This window comes from Caulobacter sp. GW821-FHT10C03 (assembly GCF_059415485.1).
The window spans coordinates 411,911-431,501 of record NZ_JBWKNI010000001.1; the positions used below are offsets into that span (position 1 = coordinate 411,911).

At 69.7% G+C, this 19,591-nt stretch carries 17 protein-coding genes; 11 read left to right on the forward strand and 6 right to left on the reverse strand.

The annotated features are described in order from the left end of the window. Positions 1-84: 84 nt before the first annotated feature. Complete coding sequence (gene amaB / locus AC07NG_RS01920; protein ID WP_494591802.1) at positions 85-1,608, reverse strand: L-piperidine-6-carboxylate dehydrogenase; 1,524 nt, start codon at positions 1,606-1,608, stop codon at positions 85-87. Positions 1,609-1,759: 151 nt separating this feature from the next. Here amaB and AC07NG_RS01925 point away from each other — a divergent pair, with 151 nt between their 5' ends. The 5 genes from AC07NG_RS01925 to AC07NG_RS01945 all read left to right on the forward strand — a co-directional run bounded on the left by AC07NG_RS01925 (position 1,760) and on the right by AC07NG_RS01945 (position 5,681). Next, positions 1,760-2,656, forward strand: coding sequence for a polyprenyl synthetase family protein (locus AC07NG_RS01925; RefSeq protein WP_492857147.1), 897 nt, complete (start codon positions 1,760-1,762; stop codon positions 2,654-2,656). Positions 2,657-2,688: 32 nt separating this feature from the next. After that, positions 2,689-3,591, forward strand: a complete 903-nt coding sequence (locus AC07NG_RS01930) for an ABC transporter ATP-binding protein (protein ID WP_494591805.1) — start codon at positions 2,689-2,691, stop codon at positions 3,589-3,591. Continuing rightward, positions 3,588-4,790: an ABC transporter permease gene (locus AC07NG_RS01935; RefSeq protein WP_494591807.1), complete on the forward strand. Its 1,203-nt coding sequence runs from the start codon at positions 3,588-3,590 to the stop codon at positions 4,788-4,790. The genes AC07NG_RS01930 and AC07NG_RS01935 overlap by 4 nt, the downstream gene beginning before the upstream one ends. A 73-nt stretch (positions 4,791-4,863) precedes the next feature. Beyond that, entirely contained in the window at positions 4,864-5,340 is a 477-nt protein-coding gene (locus tag AC07NG_RS01940) for a sterol desaturase family protein (RefSeq protein WP_487289648.1), read from the forward strand. Next, entirely contained in the window at positions 5,340-5,681 is a 342-nt protein-coding gene (locus tag AC07NG_RS01945; RefSeq protein ID WP_487289650.1) for a GlpM family protein, read from the forward strand. The genes AC07NG_RS01940 and AC07NG_RS01945 overlap by 1 nt, the downstream gene beginning before the upstream one ends. Before the next feature lie 63 nt (positions 5,682-5,744). On the opposite strand, the gene AC07NG_RS01950 is transcribed toward AC07NG_RS01945, so the two are convergent. Further along, positions 5,745-7,175, reverse strand: coding sequence for an amidohydrolase (locus AC07NG_RS01950; protein WP_110122126.1), 1,431 nt, complete (start codon positions 7,173-7,175; stop codon positions 5,745-5,747). A 534-nt stretch (positions 7,176-7,709) separates the two neighbouring features. On the opposite strand from AC07NG_RS01950, the gene AC07NG_RS01955 reads away from it, so the two are divergent. Further along, complete coding sequence (locus tag AC07NG_RS01955; RefSeq protein WP_494591809.1) at positions 7,710-10,508, forward strand: TonB-dependent receptor; 2,799 nt, start codon at positions 7,710-7,712, stop codon at positions 10,506-10,508. Between the two features lie 100 nt (positions 10,509-10,608). Here the strand turns inward: AC07NG_RS01955 and AC07NG_RS01960 are convergent, their stop codons facing one another. Both AC07NG_RS01960 and AC07NG_RS01965 read right to left on the reverse strand, forming a co-directional pair. Beyond that, a complete protein-coding gene (locus AC07NG_RS01960) occupies positions 10,609-11,637 on the reverse strand; it encodes a FecR family protein (RefSeq protein WP_494591811.1) in 1,029 nt (342 codons plus the stop codon). Continuing rightward, positions 11,600-12,163: an RNA polymerase sigma factor gene (locus AC07NG_RS01965; RefSeq protein ID WP_487289654.1), complete on the reverse strand. Its 564-nt coding sequence runs from the start codon at positions 12,161-12,163 to the stop codon at positions 11,600-11,602. The genes AC07NG_RS01960 and AC07NG_RS01965 overlap by 38 nt, the downstream gene beginning before the upstream one ends. Positions 12,164-12,480: 317 nt before the next feature. On the opposite strand from AC07NG_RS01965, the gene AC07NG_RS01970 reads away from it, so the two are divergent. The 5 genes from AC07NG_RS01970 to AC07NG_RS01990 all read left to right on the forward strand — a co-directional run bounded on the left by AC07NG_RS01970 (position 12,481) and on the right by AC07NG_RS01990 (position 17,696). Next, entirely contained in the window at positions 12,481-14,952 is a 2,472-nt protein-coding gene (locus tag AC07NG_RS01970) for a TonB-dependent receptor (protein ID WP_494591813.1), read from the forward strand. A gap of 86 nt (positions 14,953-15,038) precedes the next feature. Further along, a complete protein-coding gene (locus tag AC07NG_RS01975; protein ID WP_492857154.1) occupies positions 15,039-15,221 on the forward strand; it encodes a hypothetical protein in 183 nt (60 codons plus the stop codon). 89 nt (positions 15,222-15,310) lie between these two features. Next, positions 15,311-16,762 carry an NCS1 family nucleobase:cation symporter-1 gene (locus tag AC07NG_RS01980; protein ID WP_492857155.1) on the forward strand — a complete coding sequence of 484 codons (1,452 nt, stop codon included), beginning with the start codon at positions 15,311-15,313 and terminating at the stop codon, positions 16,760-16,762. Positions 16,763-16,815: 53 nt separating this feature from the next. Beyond that, complete coding sequence (locus AC07NG_RS01985; protein WP_494591816.1) at positions 16,816-17,154, forward strand: GIY-YIG nuclease family protein; 339 nt, start codon at positions 16,816-16,818, stop codon at positions 17,152-17,154. Then, positions 17,151-17,696 carry a DUF2239 family protein gene (locus AC07NG_RS01990; protein WP_494591818.1) on the forward strand — a complete coding sequence of 182 codons (546 nt, stop codon included), beginning with the start codon at positions 17,151-17,153 and terminating at the stop codon, positions 17,694-17,696. Before AC07NG_RS01985 ends, AC07NG_RS01990 begins: the two co-directional genes overlap by 4 nt. Before the next feature lie 29 nt (positions 17,697-17,725). Here the strand turns inward: AC07NG_RS01990 and AC07NG_RS01995 are convergent, their stop codons facing one another. Both AC07NG_RS01995 and AC07NG_RS02000 read right to left on the reverse strand, forming a co-directional pair. Further along, positions 17,726-18,118: a VOC family protein gene (locus tag AC07NG_RS01995; RefSeq protein ID WP_494591820.1), complete on the reverse strand. Its 393-nt coding sequence runs from the start codon at positions 18,116-18,118 to the stop codon at positions 17,726-17,728. Positions 18,119-18,205: 87 nt separating this feature from the next. Next, positions 18,206-19,036 carry a flagellin gene (locus tag AC07NG_RS02000; RefSeq protein ID WP_492857160.1) on the reverse strand — a complete coding sequence of 277 codons (831 nt, stop codon included), beginning with the start codon at positions 19,034-19,036 and terminating at the stop codon, positions 18,206-18,208. Between the last annotated feature and the right edge of the window lie 555 nt (positions 19,037-19,591).

Below are 19,591 nucleotides of genomic sequence, written 5' to 3' on the forward strand. Positions count from 1 at the left end.
ATGAGCGGGCGCACGCTAGTTCGCGCAACAACCTGGGAGTGTGAATTTTCTCACCTTCTCCAAGAGTTGATACGGCCAAGCTCCCTACAGGTCGAACCGCACCCCCTGGGCCAGGGGCAGGGCGCCGGAATAGTTCACCGTGGCGGTCTGGCGGCGCATGTACTGCTTCCAGCTGTCGGAGCCGCTCTCGCGCCCGCCGCCGGTCTCCTTCTCGCCGCCGAACGCCCCGCCGATCTCCGCGCCAGACGGGCCGATATTGACGTTGGCGATGCCGCAGTCGCTGCCCCAGGGGCTGAGGAACCCCTCGGCCTCGCGCACGTCGTTGGTCATCACGCAGGACGACAGGCCCTGGGGCGCGTCGTTCTGGATCGCCACCGCCTCGTCGAAGTCCGAATAGGGCACGATGTAGAGCAGCGGCGCGAAGGTCTCGCGGGCCATGCCGGCCGTCGGCGCGGGCAGGCGGGCCACGGCCGGGCGGACGTAGAAGGCTTCCGGCGCTTCGGCCTCGCGCAGCCGTTCGCCGCCGGCCACATCGGCGCCGTCGGCCCGGGCCTGGTCGAGGGCGTGGACGAAGGCCTCGTAGGCCCCCTTGTCGATCAACGGACCCAGCAGCACCCCGTCCTGGCGCGGATCGCCGGCCGGCAGGCGCTCGAAGGCGGCGGCGACGGCGTCGCTCACCTTGTCGACCAGGCTCTCGTGCACGATCAGCCGACGCAGGGACGTGCAGCGCTGGCCCGCCGTGCCGGCGGCCGAGAACACGATTGCGCGCAAAGCGAGGGAGAGGTCGGCGCTGGGCGTCACGATCATGGCGTTGTTGCCGCCCAGCTCCAGGATCGAGCGGCCGAAGCGCTCGGCCACCAGCGGGGCGACGGCCTTGCCCATGCGGGTCGAGCCGGTCGCCGAGACGAGAGGGATGCGCGGATCGCGGGCCAGGCGCTCGCCGGCGTCGCGGCCGCCCAGCACTACGCTCGACAGGTCCGCCGGCGCCTCGTCGCCGAAGCGGGCCAACGCCCGTTCCAGCAGGGCCTGGGTCGCCAGCGCCGTCAGCGGCGTCTTCTCCGACGGCTTCCAGACCACCGGATCGCCGCAGACCAGGGCCAGGCAGGCATTCCAGGCCCACACCGCAACCGGGAAGTTGAAGGCGCTGATCACCGCGACAGGACCCAGCGGGTGCCAGGTCTCGCGCATGGCGTGGCCGGGGCGCTCCGAGGCGATGGTCAGGCCGTGCAGCTGTCGCGACAGGCCGACGGCGAAGTCGCAGATGTCGATCATCTCCTGCACCTCGCCGGCGCCTTCGGAGGCGATCTTGCCAGCCTCGAGAGTGACCAGGGCGGCGAGGTCGGCCTTGGCGGCCCGCAGCTCCTCGCCGAACAGCCGCACCAGTTCGCCCCGGCGCGGGGCCGGAACGCAGCGCCAGGTCCGGAAGGCCCGCGCCGCGCCGGCGACCTTGGCCTCGATGGCCTTGGCGTCGTCGAAGGCGACATGGGCCAGGACCTGGCCGTCGATCGGCGAGCGCACCGGGCTGCCGCCGTCGGCGGACAGGTCGACGCCCAGGCGGGCCAGGATCTCGCGGGCGTGGGCGGCGGGAGCGGGGAGGGGCGTGGACATGCCGCCATGGACGCGCCCCTCGGGCGTCGGGTCAAGACCCGCATACCGCGACCCGCTTGGGTTGACGCAGCGGCGGGGCGCCTTCAAATGAATCGCCCGCGACGGGGTGGCTACGTACGGCGCGACTCGCGAGATGGACGACCAGGGCACGTTGCAACAAATCCAACAGGGACTCCCGACGCGGGTCGAGGCCCTGCGCGCTCGCGTCGATCGTCGCCTGGCCGAACTGGCGCCCGCGCCGGGCACCGCGCCCGATCGCCTGGTCGAGGCGGTGCGCTATTCGCTGCTGGCCCCGGGCAAGCGTTTCCGTCCGATGCTGGTGCTGCTGGCCGCCGAGGCCTTCGGCGCCAATGAAGGCGCCGCGCTCGACGCGGCCTGCGCCTTCGAGATGATCCACGCCGCCTCGCTGGTGCTCGACGACCTGCCGGCCATGGACGACGCCGGCCTGCGTCGCGGCCTGCCGACCATCCACCGCGCCTTCGACGAGGCAACCGCCATCCTCGCGGGCGTCGGTCTGCTGAACCAGGCCTATGCCGTCATCGCCGCCGACAAGGCGCTGCCTGGCGAGCTGCGGGCCGAGATCGTGGCCCGCGCCGCAGAGGCCGTCGGCTTCATGGGCCTGGTGGCCGGCCAGGCCCGCGACCTGCTCGACCGCGACCAGCTGCGCGACATGGCCGCCATCGACCGGCTGAACCACGAGAAGACCGGCGTGCTGATCATCGCCGCCGCCCAGGTCGGGGCCCTGATCGGCGGAGCCGACGCGGCGGCCGTCGAACAGGTTGGCGAGTTCGCCCGCCGGGTGGGCCTGGCCTTCCAGATCCGCGACGACATCATCGACGCCGAGGGCTCGGTCGAGGCCGCCGGCAAGGACGTCGGCAAGGACGCCGCCATGACCACGGCCGTGTCGCGCCTGGGCCTGGCCGGCGCCCGCGCGGCCATGGAAGAGCATCTCTCCGCGGCCGAGGCCGCCCTGGCGTGCGCCGGCGGCGGCGGGCTGCTGGGTCCCTACGCCGGCCGGCTGTTCGCCGCGCGCAAGGCGGCGGCGTGATCCCAGACCCTATTCTGGTTGCTGAAGGCGTCGTGCGTTCCTACGGCCAGCGCCGGGTGCTGAAGGGCGTCGACCTGACCCTGCATCCGGGCGAGATCTACGCCCTGCTGGGCCACAACGGCGCTGGCAAGACCACCCTGGTGCGCGCCATCTGCGGTCGTTTGAAGCCCGACGCCGGCAGCGTGCGCCTCAACGGCGCCGACCCGGCCCGCACCCCCGCCGCGCGCGCAGGGCTAGGCCTCGTGCCGCAGGAGATCGCCCTCTACGCCAACCTTTCGGTGCGCGAGAACATCGAGACCTTCGCCGTCCTGGCCGGCGTGCCGCGCGCCGCCATCCCCGCCGCCGTGCGCCGGGCCATGGAGCTGACCCGCACGCTGGAGCGCGCCGACGCGCCGGTCCGCACCCTGTCGGGCGGCTTCCAGCGCCGCGCCAACATCGCCGCCGCCATCGTCCACCAGCCCACCTTGCTGATCCTCGACGAGCCGACGGTCGGGGTCGACATCGACGCCCGCGAGGCCGTCGACGCAGTGATCCGCGACCTGCGCGACCTGGGCGTCGCCGTGTTGATCGTCACCCACGACCTGGACCAGGCCGGCGCCCTGGCCGACCGCGTCGGTTTCCTGCGCGACGGGAGCATGGTGCTGGAGGGCGAGCCGCGCGCCCTGGTCGCCGAGGCCTATGGCGACCAGATGGAGATCCTGGTCCATCTGTCGGAAGGCCTCGACACCGCCGGCGAGATCCGCCTGGCCGCCGAGGGGCTGGAGCCGACCCGCCGTCCGGGCGTCTGGACCCGCCTCGACGCCGGCGGCTACGCGGCGGCCGGGCGCCTGGACGCCCGTCTGCGCAAGCTCGGTTTGGCCCCGCGCGAGATCCGCGTGCGTGAGCCGTCCCTGGCCAACCTCTTCACCCTTGTCGCCGACCGGAAGGCCGCATGAAGACCCGGGCCTTGATGGCGCTGGCCATGATGCGGGTCATGGCGCTTGAGCTGTGGCGTGACCGCGCGGCCCTGGTTATGACCTTCCTGCTGCCGCCGCTGGTGTTCCTGATCTTCTCGTCGGTGTTCGCCGGGACTTCGGGCGACAATCTGCAGCCCAAGCTGGCCGTGACCGATCTCGCCAAGACCGACGCCTCTCGCCGGGTCGCCGCCGCCCTGCTCAAGAGCCCCGACGTCCGCGCCGAGACCGCGCCCGATCCCGCCGCCGTACGGGCCAGGGTCAAGTCCGGACAGGTCGATGTCGGCCTCGTCATCCGCACCGACCCCGCCGCGCCGGGCAAGCCGTTCCTGATCGTCGCCGACCCGTCCCGTGCCGTGGCCGCGCCCCTGGCCCAGGCCCGCACCCAGCAGGCCCTGGCCGCCGCCGCGCCTGATGCTGCCCTGCGTCGCTCGGTCGAGGCCCTGACGCCGGCGCTCGGTGAACTCTCGCCCGTCCAGTCCGCCCGCATTGACGCCGCCGCCAAGCAACTGCGCGCCAAGCCGCCGGCGCTGAAGGAAGACCTGTTCGATCGCGAGCAGATCGCCGGCGCCCGCAAGGGCGGGGCGGTGATCGCCTATTACGCCGGGGCGGTGATGATCCTGTTCGCCCTGTTCTCGGCCATGCAGGGGGCGCTGTCGCTGATGGAGGAGCGCCGCGCCGGCGTCGCCGACCGCCTGCTGGCGGGCGTGGCCGGCATGGGGCCGGTGGTCACCGGCAAGTTCCTTTTCCTGACCGCCCAGGCCATTGTGCAGGCGGTGATGATCTTCGTGGTCGCCCAAGCCGTCTACGGCGTCGAGGCGCTCCAGCACTTCGCCCTGTGGCTGCCCACCACCCTGGCGGCCGGCGTCTGCTCGGCGGGCCTGGCGCTCGGCCTCGTCTCGCTGTGCCGCACGCGCGACCAGGCCCAGATGCTGTCGACCTTCGTGATCCTGGTGCTGGCCGCGATCGGCGGCAGCATGGCCCCGCGCTTTCTCATGCCCGCCTGGCTGCAGAGCCTGGGCTGGCTGACGCCCCACGCCTGGGTCATCGACGCCTATCAGGCCGTGCTCTGGCGCGACGGCGGGATCGCGTCGGTGTATAAGGCCTGGATCGTGCTGGCCGCCGTCGGCGCGACGGGTCTCGGCGTCGCCCAGGCCCTGTCGCGCGATCCGCAGCGCTAGATTTGAGCCAGGGCAAGGATGAGTCCGCAAAAGCCTGATCCGATCAGGCGGCGGTCTCCAGAGTAGGAAAGCGATGGTCACCTTCGGACTTCAGGTCGCCCTGTTCCTGGCCGCCTTCGCCTTCATGGAAGGCTTCGCCTGGTTCACCCACAAGTACGTCATGCACGGCTTCCTGTGGGTCTGGCACCGCTCGCACCACGAGCCCCGCCACGGCGCCTTCGAGCTGAACGACCTGTTCGCGGTGGTCTTCGCCGCGCCCGCCATCGTCGCCATCTGGTTCGGGACCAATGGCGGCCTGCCGTGGCTGCTGCCCGTCGGCCTGGGGATCACCGCCTATGGCGCGGTCTATTTCATCTTCCACGACGGCATGGTGCACCAGCGCTTCAAGGTCCCGCTGGGCAAGTCGGCCTACTGGAAGCGCCTGATCCAGGCCCACCGTATCCACCACGCCGTCCACACCAAGGAGGGCGCGGTGTCGTTCGGCTTCCTGCTGGCCCGTCCGATCCGCGAACTGAAGGCCAAGCTGCGGGCGCGGGGCGTCCAGGCCTGATGCCGATCCTGCTGGAGGTTCTGTGGAAGGGGCTGCTTGGCGGCCTCGTCACCGCCCTGATCGTGCTGGCCTCGAAGAAGGGCAACGTCCTGCCCGGCATCCTGCCGCTGGCGCCGACCTTCGCCATCATCGCCCTGCTGGCCGTGGGCTCCAAGGGCGAGCCGGGCGGCTTCAGGACCGCGTGCCTGGCCGGCGCCAAGACCATCCCGGCCTATCTCGTCTTTCTCGGCGTCGCCTGGCTGCTGAGCGAGCGGGTCGACTACCGCCTGGCCATCCTCGGCGCGCTGGCCGCCTGGCTGGTCGCGGCCCTGGCGATCTTCCTGGGTCCGAAGCTGCTCTGAGCGGGCAAAGAGAAGGGCGGCAAGCAAGCCTGCCGCCCCATCGTCTTCACGCGGTCGAAGCGTTTATTCAGCCCCGCCGGCCTTGCGGTAGTCCAGCGGCGGCTTGCGGTCGCCGACCATGGCCTTGTACTGGAAGCCGTCGCCGCGGCGGCTGTTCAGCTCGGCCTTGGCGTCGGCGATCAGCTTGGGGTTCATGAACAGCTCGGCGCCGGTGATCGACAGGGTCTTGGCCGCCACGGCCGCGCCCTTGAGGCCGATCGAGTTGCCCGCCGCCGCCACGTTCTGCCAGCTGTGGCCGGCCGAGCCCGGCACGAAGGTCGCCGTCGACAGGCCCACCGTCGGGGTCACCCACGAGATGTCCGAGACGTCGGTCGAGCCGCCCACGCCGCCCTTCATGTCGGCCGGGGCGTAGGGTTCGATCTTGCCGACCGAGGCCAGGTCGCCGCCGCCGTTGGTCAGGCTCTTGGCGAGAGTCTTGGCGAACGCGGTCTCTTCCGGCGTCCAGGTGATCCCGCCGACGCTGACCAGGCTGTCGTTCATCACCTTGCCCAGCACGTCGTTGGGCAGCAGGTTGTAGACGCCGCCGGTCTGCTCGAACTCCACCGTCGTCTCGGTGGCCATGGCCGCGCCCTCGGCCGCCTTCTTGACGCGGTCCATGACGCTGACCACGACCTTCGGGTCGCTGTTGCGGACGTAGTAATAGACCTCGGCGAAGTCGGGCACGACGTTGGGGGCCTTGCCGCCGTTGGTGATCACGTAGTGGATCCGCGTGCCGTCGGGAATGTGCTCGCGCATGAAGTTGGCGGCGGTGTCGAGGATCTCCACGCCGTCCAGCGCCGAGCGCCCGGCCCACGGCGCGCCCGAGGCGTGCGAGGACTTGCCGCGGAAGCGGAACTTGCCGCTGATATTGGCCATCGAGGTGCCCTGGCGGGCCGAGTTCTCGTTGCCCGGGTGCCAGTGCAGGGTCACGTCGACGTCGTCGAACAGGCCCTCGCGCACCATGTAGACCTTGCCCGAACCACCTTCTTCGGCCGGGGTGCCGTAGACGCGGATCTCGCCCTGCACCTTGTTCTGGATCATCCACTGCTTGAGGGCGACCGCGCCGGCCACCGAGGCCGCGCCGAACAGGTTGTGGCCGCAGCCGTGGCCGTTGTCGGTGCCTTCACGCGGGGTCTTGGTCGGCACGGCGGCCTGCGACAGGCCCGGCAGGGCGTCGAACTCGGCCAGCACCGCGATCACCGGGCCCTTGCCCTGCTTGAAGCTGGCGACGAAGGCGGTGGGCTCGTCGGCCACGCCCGCCTTCACCTCGAAGCCGGCGGCCTTCAGCTGGTCCTGCAGCACGACCGTGCTCTTGGCCTCCAGGTAGCCGAGCTCGGCGTAATCCCAGATCTTCAGGGCCGCCTCGTTCATCTGCGGGGTGTAGGCGTCGACGTTCGCCTTCAGCTGGGTCTTCTGGGCGGCGCTCAGCGGCGCGGCCATGGCGCTCGAGGCCATCAGCGCGCAAACCAAGCCTGCGGCGGCGGTCTTGAAGATCGAAGTCACGAAAAGCCTCCCTGAACGCGACGCGAACGGCGCCGCTGTCTACTTCCATGACGCAGGGGGGAGGCCGTTCCTCAACCGGGGAGGGGAGAAAGTGGGCGGGGGCGCCCCGTCTCCGGTCGTCGCCGCCCTGGAGCCAGGGACCTCCGCCCCCGTCGCGGCGCGTGCCGCAAGGTCAAGCGGAGCCCGATAAAAACTCCATTTTGTCAGAGTATAGCTTGCTGCTGCTCGCCTTTGTCGAACCGACGCTCCGCATCGACATCTGAAACGAGCGCCCATCCGAAAAAGCCAAGCTTCCCTTCCTTGTATGGGGTTATGCGCGTCCGCATCCCTGAACGCGATTTCGAAATCTGCTGAAATGTGAAATCCATATTTCAATTTTCGCATTGATCATATCAATTGGATTGACCGGAAATGATTGCTCTGCACATTTAGTCGGACAAATGAAGCGACGAGGAAAATACCTCGCGCTCGACATGGGAGGGATTGATGAAGCGTATTGCCTTCATGCTGTCGGTCGCGCCGATGGCGCTTCTCGGCATGCCCGCGCTCGCGCAAACGACGGCCGCGGCTACGGACACAGCCACCGATACGACGGAGACCTCGGCCGTGACCGAGGTCGTCGTGACCGGCCTTCGCCAGAGCATGCGCTCGGCGCAGACCATCAAGCGCACCTCGGACGCCATCCTCGACGCGGTCGTCGCCGAGGACATCGGCAAGCTTCCCGACAACACGGCCGCCGAGACCCTGGCGCGCATCTCCGGCGTGCAGGTCGAACGTTTCAGCGACGAGGCCAATCGTGTCCTGATCCGAGGCCTGCCCGACGTCGCCACCACCTACAACGGCCGCGAGATCTTCACCGCCGAGCTGCGTCGCGTGCAGCTGCAGGACTTCCCGGCCCAGGCCCTGGCGGGGATCGAGATCTACAAGTCCGGCACCGCCGACATCGTCGAGCCGGGCCTGGCCGGCCTGATCAACGTCCGCACGCGTCGACCGCTCGATTTCAAGGGCCGGTTCATCGGCGGCGGCGTGCGCCTCACCTACAACGACCAGACCGAGAAGTTCGACCCGAACGGCAACATCCTGTTCTCGGACCGCTGGGACACGTCGATCGGCGAGATCGGCGTCCTGGCCAACGCCACCTACGCTCAGTCGCAATACCGCAACGGCGTGCGCTACAACAATCAGTGGATCCGCCAGGTCAGCCCGGCCTCCAGCGTCTCGCCGGCCAGCGCCGGCAACAGCTTCTACTACCCCCACTCGGTGGGTCTCTATAACGACGGCGGCAAGCGCTACCGGCCTTCGGCGAACGTCGCCCTCCAGTGGAAGCCGAACGACAAGCTCGAGATCTATTTCGATGGGATCTACCAGGGCTATCGCGGCCGTCAGGCGACCGACAACCTGGACGTCAACCTTCGTGACTGGGACTCCACCGTCCTGCAGGACCCCACCCTGACGAACGTCACGCTGGTTCCGGGGACGACCGACCAGGCCGCCGGCTTCACCAAGACTGGCGGCGTCGCGCCCCAGGCCTATCGTTCGACCGGCGCCGATCACACCAACACCTACCAGGGCGCGGTCGGCGCCGTCTGGCGCGGTGATCGCCTGACCCTGTCGACCGACCTCGCCTACGAGGACAGCGAGTACGAGGCCCGCAACTGGAGCCTGGACAGCGCCTTCACCACCGCGCCGACCGTGGTCGTCAAGTTCAACGAGAAGGACGGCGCGGCGTTCGACCTCACCGGCTTCGACGCCGCCAACCCGGCCAACTACTACTGGCGCGGCTATTACGAGCGCCACTACATCGCCAAGGGCAGCGGGGTCCAATGGCGCGGCGACGCGGTGTTCGACACCCGCCTGTCGTTCCTGCCCGAGATCAAGTTCGGACTGCGCTACACCGATCGCGACGCCTCGCTGATCCAGGGCTCGCGTTACGCCTGGGTGCTGCCGCTGAAGATCGCGCTGTCCAGCCTGCCTGTTGGGCAGCTCGAGATGATCGAGGATCCGTTCCGCGGCAGTTCACAGGGCTTCACCCAGTATCTGATGCCGACCCGCGAGGGGATCGCGGCGAACGCCGCCGCCCTGCGGCAACGCTCGATCGAAGCCCTGCAGCAGCTGATCGCGCTCTATCCCAACGACCAGGGCTACAAGGACACCCTGACGGCCTTCAGCAGCCCGGACGTGCCCCTCGACCAGGGCGGCGCCTTCAGCGCCACCGAACAGAGCTACGCCGGGTACGTCCAGGCCAAGTACGCCTTCGACGTGGGTTCGATCGCGTTTGACGGCGTGGCCGGTGTCCGGGTGGTTCAGACGGTCGGCGAATACTCCGGCGTCTCGCGCGTCTCGGTCAACGGCGCCACGAGCCTGATCCCCAGGACGATCGAGCAGAACTACACGGACGTGCTGCCGAACATCAGCCTGCGGATCCGGCCGCTCGACAAGGTGCAGTTGCGCCTGGGCTATACCGAGACCCGCACCCGCGTCGATTTCGGCGCGCTCAACCCGGCCCTCAACGTCACGCAGGTCGTTCGCGACCCCAACGAACCGGTCGATCCCAACGCGCCGGTGCAACCCAACGCCTACGGCTCGGGCGGAAATCCCGACCTCGTGCCGCTCACGTCCAAGAACTACGACATCAGCGCCGAGTACTATTTCTCCAGCACGGGCAGCATCACCGTCGCCGGCTTCTATCGCGACCTCTTCGGGTTCACGAGCAACTACACCAGCCGGGTCCAGGATCCAGTCTATGGCCTGATCGAAATCAGCCGTCCGGAAAACTCCGGGGCGGGCAAGATCAAGGGTTTCGAGGTCAACGCCCAGACCTTCCTGGATTTCCTGCCCGAAGCCTTCAAGGGCTTCGGCGTCCAGGGCAACGTCACCTACATCGACGGCAAGAACCAGTTCCCCCAGACGCTCGGCGCCGATGCGTCCTACGTCAAGATCACGGGCCTTTCCAAGTGGACCTACAACGCCGCTCTGTTCTACGAGCGCAACGGCGTGACGGGGCGCATCTCCTACAATCGACGCTCGCCCTGGGTCAGCTACTACCGTCAGGCGACCGACGGCTCGCAGTACACCGGCGTAGGGGTGCGGGCGACGTCCCGTCTCGACGCCTCCTTGAGCTACGACATTTCCAAGCAACTGACCGTCAGCCTCGACGTCAGCAACCTGCTGGCCAAGCCGTTCGAGAACTACAACAACTACTCGCCCGACCGGACCTATCCGGTCGATGTCCGCTACGAGGGCCGCTACTACGGCCTGGGCCTGCGCTTCCGCTTCGGCGAGTGACAACGGCGTGGGCCGGCGGCCGAGAGGCTGCTGGCCCGACGCGCCCTCGTCGGGTTGATCCGCGGCTGAAGAGTTCGATCCGAAGGGATGTGGATCGCCGCTACGGCGAAACCAGGACGATCTCGCCGCCTTCGCCCTGGCGCACCTTGGCCGCGCCGTAGGCGCTGAGCGCATCCACGAAGCCGCCGACGTCGCCGGTCTTGAAGCGGCCGCTCATCGGGGTGGCGGCCACGCGCGGCGAAGCGATGCGGATCTTGCGGTCCGAATAGCGGTTCAGCTCGCCGACGATCTCCGACAGCGGCTGGTTGTCGAAGGTCAGGCTGCCCTGGCGCCAGCTGGTCAGGGCCGAGACATCGGCGGCGGCCACCGCCCAGGTCGCGCCGGCGCGCTGCTCCAGGCGCGAGCCGGGCAGCAGGTCGACGCTGTTGTGGGCCACCGGATCGGCGACGCGGATCTTGCCTTCCAGCAGGCTGACCGACCAGACGCCCGGATCGATGCGGACGTTGAACGCCGTGCCCAGCGCCGTGACCGTGCGGCCCTGCGCCGTCACCACGAACGGGCGCTGCGGGTTCTTGGCCACCTGGAAGAAGGCCTCGCCGCGATCGAGCGTCAGGCCGCGCCGCTGGCCCCATTCGGTGACGCGCAGCACGGTGTCGGTCGACAGGGTGGCGACCGAGCCGTCGGCCAGGGTAATGCTCTTCTGCTCGCCGACGCCGGTGCGGTAGACGACCTGAGCCGTCTGGGCCGGGGCGAGCGCGGGCGCGGAATGATCGGAAGGGGCCGTGGCCAGCCACAGGGCCGTGCCGAAGCCGCCGGCCATGACCATGCCGGCGATCGCCGCGGCCCAGCGCATCTGCGGGCGGGCGCGGCGGCGGCGGACATCGGCCGCCAGCTCGGCCTTCAGCGAGGCGCGGGCGGCCAGAATCTCGGGCTCGTCCGACAGCGCGCCGATGCGCGACCAGGCGTCGGCGGCGGAATCGAAGGCGTCCTTGTGGGTCGGATCGGCCTTCAGCCAGGAATCGAAGTCACGCCGCAAGCCCAGGTCGTTCGGCCGGTTGTGCAGGCGCGCGACCCATTCCGCGGCGTCCGGTTCACCGGAAGAAGCCAGGTTTGGGGCGGTGTGGCGCATCGTGTTCCTGCAGACGGCTCGTCAGGTGTTTGAGAGCCTTGGCGACGTGTTTTTCGACCGCGCTGACTGAGAGTCCCAGTTGAGCGGCCGCCGCCTTGTAACTCATGCCTTCAAAACGCACGAGCATGAATGCAGCGCGTGTCCTTAAAGGAAGATCACCAAGGGCCGCGGCGGCGACGGCGGCCGCCTGCTTGGCCTGCAGGATCCGGTCCGGCGACAATTCGTCGAGCGGGTGGTGGATCTCCTCCAGCTCGCAGTGGGCCTGGCGCTTGCGCACGGTGTCGCGGCGACGGCGGTCGAGCAGGACGTTGGTGGCGGTCTGGAAGATGAAGCTGCCGAGGTTCGACACTTCGCCGCCGTCTCGGCGGTTATGCAGTCGGAGAAGAACCTCCTGGACGAGGTCATCGACCTCGCCGCCTTCCACCCTGCGGCGGAAGAAAGCTCTCAGGGCCTGCTGGTAGGGCAGGGAAGCTTGGGCCAGGCCCTCGCTCCCTCGCGCTCCAGCGGCCAGATTCGCCAGCGCCATACGTCGTCCCCGACACAACGAGTCTTTTTTGTTGCGATCATTCGTCAGCAGCGTGACGAGCGGGTCAACCCACGTTCTCGCACTTGCCGTCGGGGCGCCCGGCCTGCCAGATTAACAGGCAGAGTCTCCGGAATGTCCGCCAGGCGGGGGCCTAGGTGGGGGCGAGGGGACGGGATCGCCGGCCAACGGCGACGAGGGGACTGGCCTTGGGAAACGCAGCGGTGAAGGAAGGGGCGCTGCCGAGTACTGGAGCCCCGGGGGTCTTGCACACACGCCATTGTCGATCCGCCCTGGCGGGGTGGCTCGCGCTCGCCGCCATGGCGACGCCGGCCGCCGCCGTCGCGGCCGCGCCGCGCCGGGTCGACATTCCGGCGGGCACGCCGATGGCGCGAGCCCTGACGTCCTTCTCCGCCCAGACCGACACCGAGATCCTGTTCAACCCGGCCCTGGTGGTGGGCCTGTCGTCGCCCCGCGTTCGCGGCCAGCTGGAGCCTGACGAAGCTTTGCGGCGGCTGCTGGCCGGTTCGGGCCTGGTCGCCCGCCGGCATGGCGGCCGGCTGCTTATCGAGCGGGCCGCGCCGCCGCGCGCCATAGCCGCCGCGCCGTCAGCCGCCGCGCCTCCCGCCACGGCCGAGGTCGACGCGGTGATGGTCACCGCCCTGCGCCGCTCCATGCCCGAGCAGAGCACGCCGTTGTCGATGCGCGTGATCGGCGGCGAGGCCCTGAACGCCACCGGCGCGGTGACCTTCGAGCGGGTCGCCCAGCGCCTGCCGGGCCTGACCCTGACCAGCACGGGCGTGGGCCGCATGCGCATGACCCTGCGCGGCGTCTACGGCTCGGGCGAGGCGACGACGGCCCTCTATTACAACGACGTGCCGGTCTCGGGACCCAGCGGCACCACCGCCGATCCCGGCGGCTCGTTCCCCGACCTGCTGCTGGTCGACGTCGACCGGCTGGAAGTGCTGCGCGGGCCGCAGGGCACGCTCTACGGCTCCAGCGCCATGGGCGGGGCGGTGAAGGTGGCCTTCAACCGCGCCGACCTGTCGCGCGACCAGGCGGGCCTCGAACTGGAAGGCGGCGTCGTCGGCGGCCGGGCCGGCGGGGCGGCGACCGCCGTGGCCAACAAGACCTTCGCCGACGACCGCGCCGCTGTGCGCCTGACGGCCTATCGCCGCGACGAGGCCGCCTTCGCCGACAACGCGCGCCTGGGCCTGACCGGCGTCAACGCCGGCCGCACCATCGGCGCGCGCCTGGCCGCCGCCTGGCGGCCTCGCGACGAGATGCGGATCGACCTGCTGCTGGCCGCCCAGGACTCCAAGCTGCGCGACACCGGGGCCGGCGCGCCGGGCGAGCCCTCGCACGTCTCGCGCAACTTCGTGCGCACCCCGTTCGACAGCCAGGTGTGGTTCGGCGCCCTGTCGTTCGAGAGCCGCCTGCCGGGCGTGCGCTTCTCGGCGTCGCTGGCCCGCTACGAATGGCGCAACATTCGCCAGATCGACTACACCGGCACCCTGCAGTCCGAGCGCGGCAGCGCCGCCGGCTGCGCCCGCTGGCTGGCGCTCGGCTCCAGCGCCGCCTGCGACGCGGGCCAGATGGGCGCCTACGCCTCCTACGTCGACAGCCGCACGCCGGGCCTGCTGTACCAACCCATCGACCTCGTCGCCGACGTGCGCGAGGCGCGCCTGACCTCCGACTACGAGGGGGCGCTGCAATGGACGGTCGGCCTGTTCTCCGAGACCCGCCGCGACAGCATCGACAGCCAGGTGCGAGTCGCCGACCCGGTCACCGGCCTGCCGGTCGACGCCGCCGGCTACACCGGCCGCCGCATCGTCGACACCCGCCTCGACCAGGTCGCCGCCTATGGCGAGGCGACCCTGGCGGTGGACGACCGGACCGACGTCACCCTCGGCGCCCGCCGCTTCGCCTACGACAAGAAGACCGTCGGCCGGGTGCTGGTGGTCAACGTCATCTCCGACACATCGGGGGGAAATTTCCGCAACCGGGTCGAGGAGGACGGCTGGAGCATGAAGGCCGTGGCCTCGCGCCGCTTCACGCCCCGGCTGATGGGCTACGCCCAGATCTCGCAGGGCTTCCGGCCCGGCGGCGTCAACACCGCCCCCGGCCTGCCGGCCGAGCTTCAGGCCTACGGGTCCGACATGCTGTGGAACCGGGAACTGGGCCTAAAGTCGCGCTGGGCCGGCGGGCGGCTGTCGGCGAACCTCGCGCTCTACAGCATCGACTGGCGCGACATGCAGTATTCGGCGACCAGCGCCAACGGGGCCTTCGCCTTCGTCACCAACCTGGGCCGCGCCCGCATCGACGGCGCCGAATTCGACATGGTCTGGAGCCGCGGCGTCTCGAAGCTCGGCTTCAACCTCGCCGCCACCGAGGCCGTGCTGACCCAGGACCAGACCTCCGGGGCCATGGCGGGGCTCGGCCACGAGGGCGACCACCTGCCGGCCGTGCCGCGCGAGGCCTTCACCGTCTGGGGCGAGACCCGCCGCGAGCTGCCGGGCGGGGCGGCCCTGATCCTCAACGGTTCGGCCGCCTATGTCGGCCAGTCGCGCTCGACCTTCGAGTCGGTCAGCCCCGGCTCGGGCCGAGACCTGGGCGGCGTCACCCTGCTGGACGGGCGTGTGGCGATCGAGCAGGGGCGGGGGTCGGTGGGCCTGTTCGTCGAGAACCTGCTCGACTCCGACGCCCCGCTGTTCATCACCACCGGCCGCCTGCCGCAGTCGTTCTCGCCCCAGCCGCGCCGCGTGGGTCTGAGCCTGCGTTTCGCCTACTGAGCGATGTTTTCGCCTCTAGGGCGAACCTGTGTTAACCTTCCCGCACGCGCCCGTCAGAGGCGTGGCAATCGTTAGGGAGGTTCAACATGGCCCACGCCATGCGTGTTTCCGTGCGTCCCGTGTTCTTCAAGACCTGTGACGTCAACAAGCCGGAGTCGCCCGAGCTCCGGCACGCCGGCCCCTGCATCCAGTGGGACAGGGTCGGCATCATCGCCATGGTGCTGATGTTCGGCGCCGGCCTGGCGACCTGGGCCTACGCAGCGCTCTGATACTCGCCGCCGATCACCGATTTCCCAGGTGACGGCGGTGGTCTCGTCGCGCCATGCTCTCTCCTTGCATGCAAGGCTTGGGGGAGCGCATGGCGGACGAGACGAGCAATCTCTGGAACGACGACCTGGCGCCGACCACGGCCGCCCAGCGCACCTGGCGCGCGCGCCACTTCGCGGCCCTGTGGCTGGGCATGGTCATCGCCGTGCCCGCCTACATGCTGGCCGCCGGCCTGGTGGAGCAGGGGATGTCGGCGGTCCAGGCCGTCTGGGCGGTGCTGCTGGGCAACCTGATCGTCCTGGTCCCCATGCTGCTGATCGGCCACGCCGGCGCCAAGCACGGCGTGCCCTACGCCGTGCTGGCCCGGGCCTCGTTCGGCTGGCGCGGCGCGCGTTTGCCTGCGCTGGCCCGCGCCATCGTCGCCTGCGGCTGGTACGGCATCCAGACCTGGATCGGCGGCGGCGCGCTCCTGACCCTGCTCGGCGTCATGGTTGGGGCCAAGCTGGACGGCCCGATGATCCCGCTGCTGGGCATCGGGGTGGGCCAGCTCCTGGCCTTCCTGGCCTTCTGGCTGATCCAGCTGGCCTTCGTCACCAAGGGCCTGGAGACCGTCCGCAAGCTCGAGACCTGGACCGCGCCGGTCAAGGTGATCGTCTGCGTGGCCCTGGTCTGGTGGGCGTTGTCCAAGGCCGGCGGCCTGGGACCCATCCTGCACGAGCCCTCGGCCTATGACGCCGGCGGCGCCAAGGCCGGCCGCTTCTGGGCCGACTTCGGCCCGGCCGTCACCGCCATGACCGGCTATTGGGCGACGCTCGCCCTCAACATTCCCGACTTCACCCGCTTCGCCCGCACCCAGAAGGACCAGATCGTCGGCCAGGCCCTGGGCCTTCCCGGTCCCATGGCCCTGCTGGCGGCGATGAGCGTCGTCGTCACCTCGGCCACGGTGCTGATCTTCGGCAAGGCGATCTGGGACCCGGTGGCCCTGTCGGGCGACATCGGCGGGATCGCCGTGCTGGTCGGCCTGGTGGTGATCAGCCTCGACACCGTCTCGTGCAACATCGCCGCCAACCTGGTCGGCCCGGCCTACGACTTCGCCGCCCTCTGGCCCAAGCGGATCACCTACCGCATCGGCGGCTACATCACCGCCGTCATCGGCGTGCTGATCATGCCCTGGAAGCTCCTGGAGAGCACGGCGGGCTACATCTTCGTCTGGCTCACCGGCTACGGCGCGCTGCTGGGCCCCATCGCCGGCATACTGATCGTCGACTACTGGCTGCTGCGCCGCACGGTGCTGGACGCGCCCGGCCTCTATGACCGCACCGGACCCTACACCTACCGCAACGGCTGGAATCCGGCGGCCCTGGTCGCCTTCGCCGTCGGTGTCGCGCCCAATCTGCCGGGCTTCCTGCACGCGGCCGCCCCGCACGCCTTCGCGGGCGTCGGCGCGCCTTGGACGACCCTCTACCAGTACGCCTGGTTCGTCGGGGCGGGTCTGGCCGGCGCGCTCTACTGGGGCCTGATGGCGAGAAAAACACCCGGGTAATATTGACTCCATAATTTGCCCGGGTAAAAAGCCGTCAACTCAAGGAGACGGCGATGAACTCGCGCAAGGCGCTGCTGCGCGCCTACAAGGAAGAAAAGCCCCGGCCCGGCGTTTACGCCGTGCGCTGCGGGCGCACCGGCCAGGCCTTCGTCGGCGGAACCGAGAACGTGGCGACCCGCCAGAACGGCGTCTGGTTCTCCTTGCGCCTCGGCTCGCATCCCAACGCCCGCCTGCAAGGCGCCTGGAACGCTCATGGCGAAACGGCTTTCGCCTTCGAGGTGCTGGAGACCATCGACGCCGAGGGCCTGGAGCCGAAGGGCAGGGCGCTGCGCCTAGCTGATCGCCGCAAGCACTGGTGCGAAGCCCTGAACGCGGTAGACCTCGTCCGATGACCTACGCCCTGTTCGAGACCGGCGCCCGCCTCGCCGCCGGCGACCAGTTGACCGTCGCCCTGGCCGCCCAGGCGGTGTTCGCAAAGCGTCCCGACGCCCCGCTGCTGATCTTCGATCCCGACGGCCGGCAGGTGGACTTCGACCTGCGCGGAAGCCCCGAAGACCTCGCCGCCCGCCTGGCGCCCGTCGAGGCCGAACCGGAAACGCCGCGCGGCCGTGGCCGGCCCAAGCTCGGCGTCGTCGCCCGCGAGGTCACCCTGCTGCCGCGCCACTGGGACTGGCTGGCCGCCCAGCCCGGCGGCGCCTCGGTGGCCCTGCGCAAGCTGGTCGAGGCCGCCCGCCGCGAGGCCGAGGCCCCCGACCGCCAGCGCCGCGCCCGCGACGCCGCCTACCGCTTCGCCAGCGCCGCCGCCGGCGACGCCCCCGGCTTCGAGGCGGCCATGCGGGCGCTCTACGCCGGCGACCGGGAAGGGTTCGAGGCCGGCCTCGCGCAATGGCCCGCCGACGTTGCCGAGCACGCTAGGACGCTAGCCGACCTCTAGATCCTTCTCCCGCAATGGGAGAGGGGCTTCTACTTGCCGCGCGGCTGCAACAGGTCCCAGCGGTTGCCGTAGAGGTCCTCGAACACCGCCACGCTGCCATACGCCTCGTGCCGGGGCTCCTCGAGGAAGGTCACGCCTGCAGCGGAGAGCCGGGCGTGGTCGCCGTCGAAGTCGTCGGTGTGCAGGAAAAGCCAGACCCGGCCGCCGCCCTGGCCGCCGACCATCGCCGCTTGGCGCTCGTCGGCCGCCTTGGCCAGCAGGAACCGCGACCCGCCGGTGCCGGGGGAGACGACGACCCAGCGCTTGCCCGCGCCCAGCTCGCTGTCCTCCACCAGGTCGAAGCCCATCTTGCCGACATAGAAGCCCAGGGCCTCGTCATAGTCGCGCACGAGCAGGGACAGGAGGGCGAGGTGCTGGGCCATGGCGACTCACGCGGGGGAAGGGGAGGGAGAGCGCGGACTTTGGGGCCAATTCCCCATCCGTAAAATCCCTGCTTTCGGTGGAGAGCCTCAGCCCCCGAACAGCTTCAAGAGATAGCTCGGCGCGGCGTTGGCGATCGACAGCGACTTGATCGCCAGCTGTTGCTTGATCTGGAGCGCCTGGAGGCGCGTCGCCTCCTGGGCCATGTCGGCGTCGACCAGCCGGCCGACCGAGGCCTCCAGCGTATCCTGCAGCTTGTCGATGAAGGTCAGGTGGGTGTCGAGCGCATTGGCCTGGGTGCCCAGGGTCGACAGGGCGGCGGTGACCTTCTGCATCACGCCGTCCATGGCCTTGATCTCGACGTTTGTCGGCCGGGTCAGCAGGTCGGCGGGCATGCCCGACATCGTGGCGCCCGAGGTCGACAGATCCACGTGGTCGACGTCGATGGTCGAGTCGGCCTTGGCGTTGGCCAGGGCCTTGATGGAGCCGTTCGAGCCCGACGAGATCAGGTTCACCCCGTTGAAGCTGGCGTTTTCCACCGCCCGGTCGATCTGCTTGCGCAGCGAGACGTAGTCGTCGCTCAGCGCCTTGCGGCTGGCGGTGGTCAGGCTGGCGTCGGAAGCCGCCAGCATCTTCTGCTTCATCTGGTCGAGCAGGTCGGTGACGGTGTCGCCGGCCGCCAGGGCCACGTCCGTCGTCGACTGGCCGCGTTGCAGCGAGGCGCGCACGGCGTCCAGCGATTTGGCCTCGGCCGACTGCATCTTGGCGGTCGCCCAGACGGCGGGATTGTCCTTGGGGCTCGAGATCTTCAGGCCGGTCGCGATGCGGCGCAGCGTGGTCGCCAGTTCGCCATTGATGGCGTTCAGCGACTGCAGGGCGATCATCGCCCCCACATTGGTGTTGATGCTGTTCAGCGGCATCGACCCGTTTCCCGGCGCGGCCATTCTGGCCAAGGACGCGTTTTGCATCCAAGGCGCAGTTCTGCACGCGTTGCGTTAGCGGATCGTTAGGATGCGCGGAAAAGTTATCAACCTCCGTTCCCTCTCCCCTTGCGGGAGAGGGTGGCCCCGCGGAGCGGGGTCGGGTGAGGGTCTCTCAGACCTTTCAGCGCCACTCCTCCCCCGTGCAAGGGGGGAGGGGGACCACGAAGTGGTGGAGGGGGCGAGACCGGGCTCCGTGCCTGTCCGCTCTCTCCCCCGTAAAATCCCCGCGAAAGCGGGGACCCAGGCTTTTTCTGCAACCCACGACGCTCGACGATAAAACACCTGGGTCCCCGCTTTCGCGGGGATTTTACGGAGTTGGGGCGGCCTTACGCACGCTGCTCACACGGCGTAATCGGAAAAGAGTTGAGCGAACTCAACGCCCTACAACTTTATAACCCCAACTTGTCCCCACCCACTCGAGCCGCCCCATAATCATCCCCATCCCAGCCATGGGGAGGGCTCTTGGTACCGGCCCGAGTTAGCGGCTGTGGA

Excerpts from the sequence above, each read along its gene's own strand:
- amaB (WP_494591802.1), bottom strand. The coding sequence starts at position 1,608 with ATGTCCACGCCCCTCCCCGCTCCCGCCGCCCACGCCCGCGAGATCCTG.
- AC07NG_RS01935 (WP_494591807.1), top strand. The coding sequence starts at position 3,588 with ATGAAGACCCGGGCCTTGATGGCGCTGGCCATGATGCGGGTCATGGCG.
- AC07NG_RS01940 (WP_487289648.1), top strand. The coding sequence starts at position 4,864 with ATGGTCACCTTCGGACTTCAGGTCGCCCTGTTCCTGGCCGCCTTCGCC.
- AC07NG_RS01945 (WP_487289650.1), top strand. The coding sequence starts at position 5,340 with ATGCCGATCCTGCTGGAGGTTCTGTGGAAGGGGCTGCTTGGCGGCCTC.
- AC07NG_RS01950 (WP_110122126.1), bottom strand. The coding sequence starts at position 7,175 with ATGGCCTCGAGCGCCATGGCCGCGCCGCTGAGCGCCGCCCAGAAGACC.
- AC07NG_RS01955 (WP_494591809.1), top strand. The coding sequence starts at position 7,710 with ATGAAGCGTATTGCCTTCATGCTGTCGGTCGCGCCGATGGCGCTTCTC.
- AC07NG_RS01960 (WP_494591811.1), bottom strand. The coding sequence starts at position 11,637 with ATGCGCCACACCGCCCCAAACCTGGCTTCTTCCGGTGAACCGGACGCC.
- AC07NG_RS01965 (WP_487289654.1), bottom strand. The coding sequence starts at position 12,163 with ATGGCGCTGGCGAATCTGGCCGCTGGAGCGCGAGGGAGCGAGGGCCTG.
- AC07NG_RS01970 (WP_494591813.1), top strand. The coding sequence starts at position 12,481 with ATGGCGACGCCGGCCGCCGCCGTCGCGGCCGCGCCGCGCCGGGTCGAC.
- AC07NG_RS01975 (WP_492857154.1), top strand. The coding sequence starts at position 15,039 with ATGGCCCACGCCATGCGTGTTTCCGTGCGTCCCGTGTTCTTCAAGACC.
- AC07NG_RS01980 (WP_492857155.1), top strand. The coding sequence starts at position 15,311 with ATGGCGGACGAGACGAGCAATCTCTGGAACGACGACCTGGCGCCGACC.
- AC07NG_RS01985 (WP_494591816.1), top strand. The coding sequence starts at position 16,816 with ATGAACTCGCGCAAGGCGCTGCTGCGCGCCTACAAGGAAGAAAAGCCC.
- AC07NG_RS01990 (WP_494591818.1), top strand. The coding sequence starts at position 17,151 with ATGACCTACGCCCTGTTCGAGACCGGCGCCCGCCTCGCCGCCGGCGAC.
- AC07NG_RS01995 (WP_494591820.1), bottom strand. The coding sequence starts at position 18,118 with ATGGCCCAGCACCTCGCCCTCCTGTCCCTGCTCGTGCGCGACTATGAC.
- AC07NG_RS02000 (WP_492857160.1), bottom strand. The coding sequence starts at position 19,036 with ATGCCGCTGAACAGCATCAACACCAATGTGGGGGCGATGATCGCCCTG.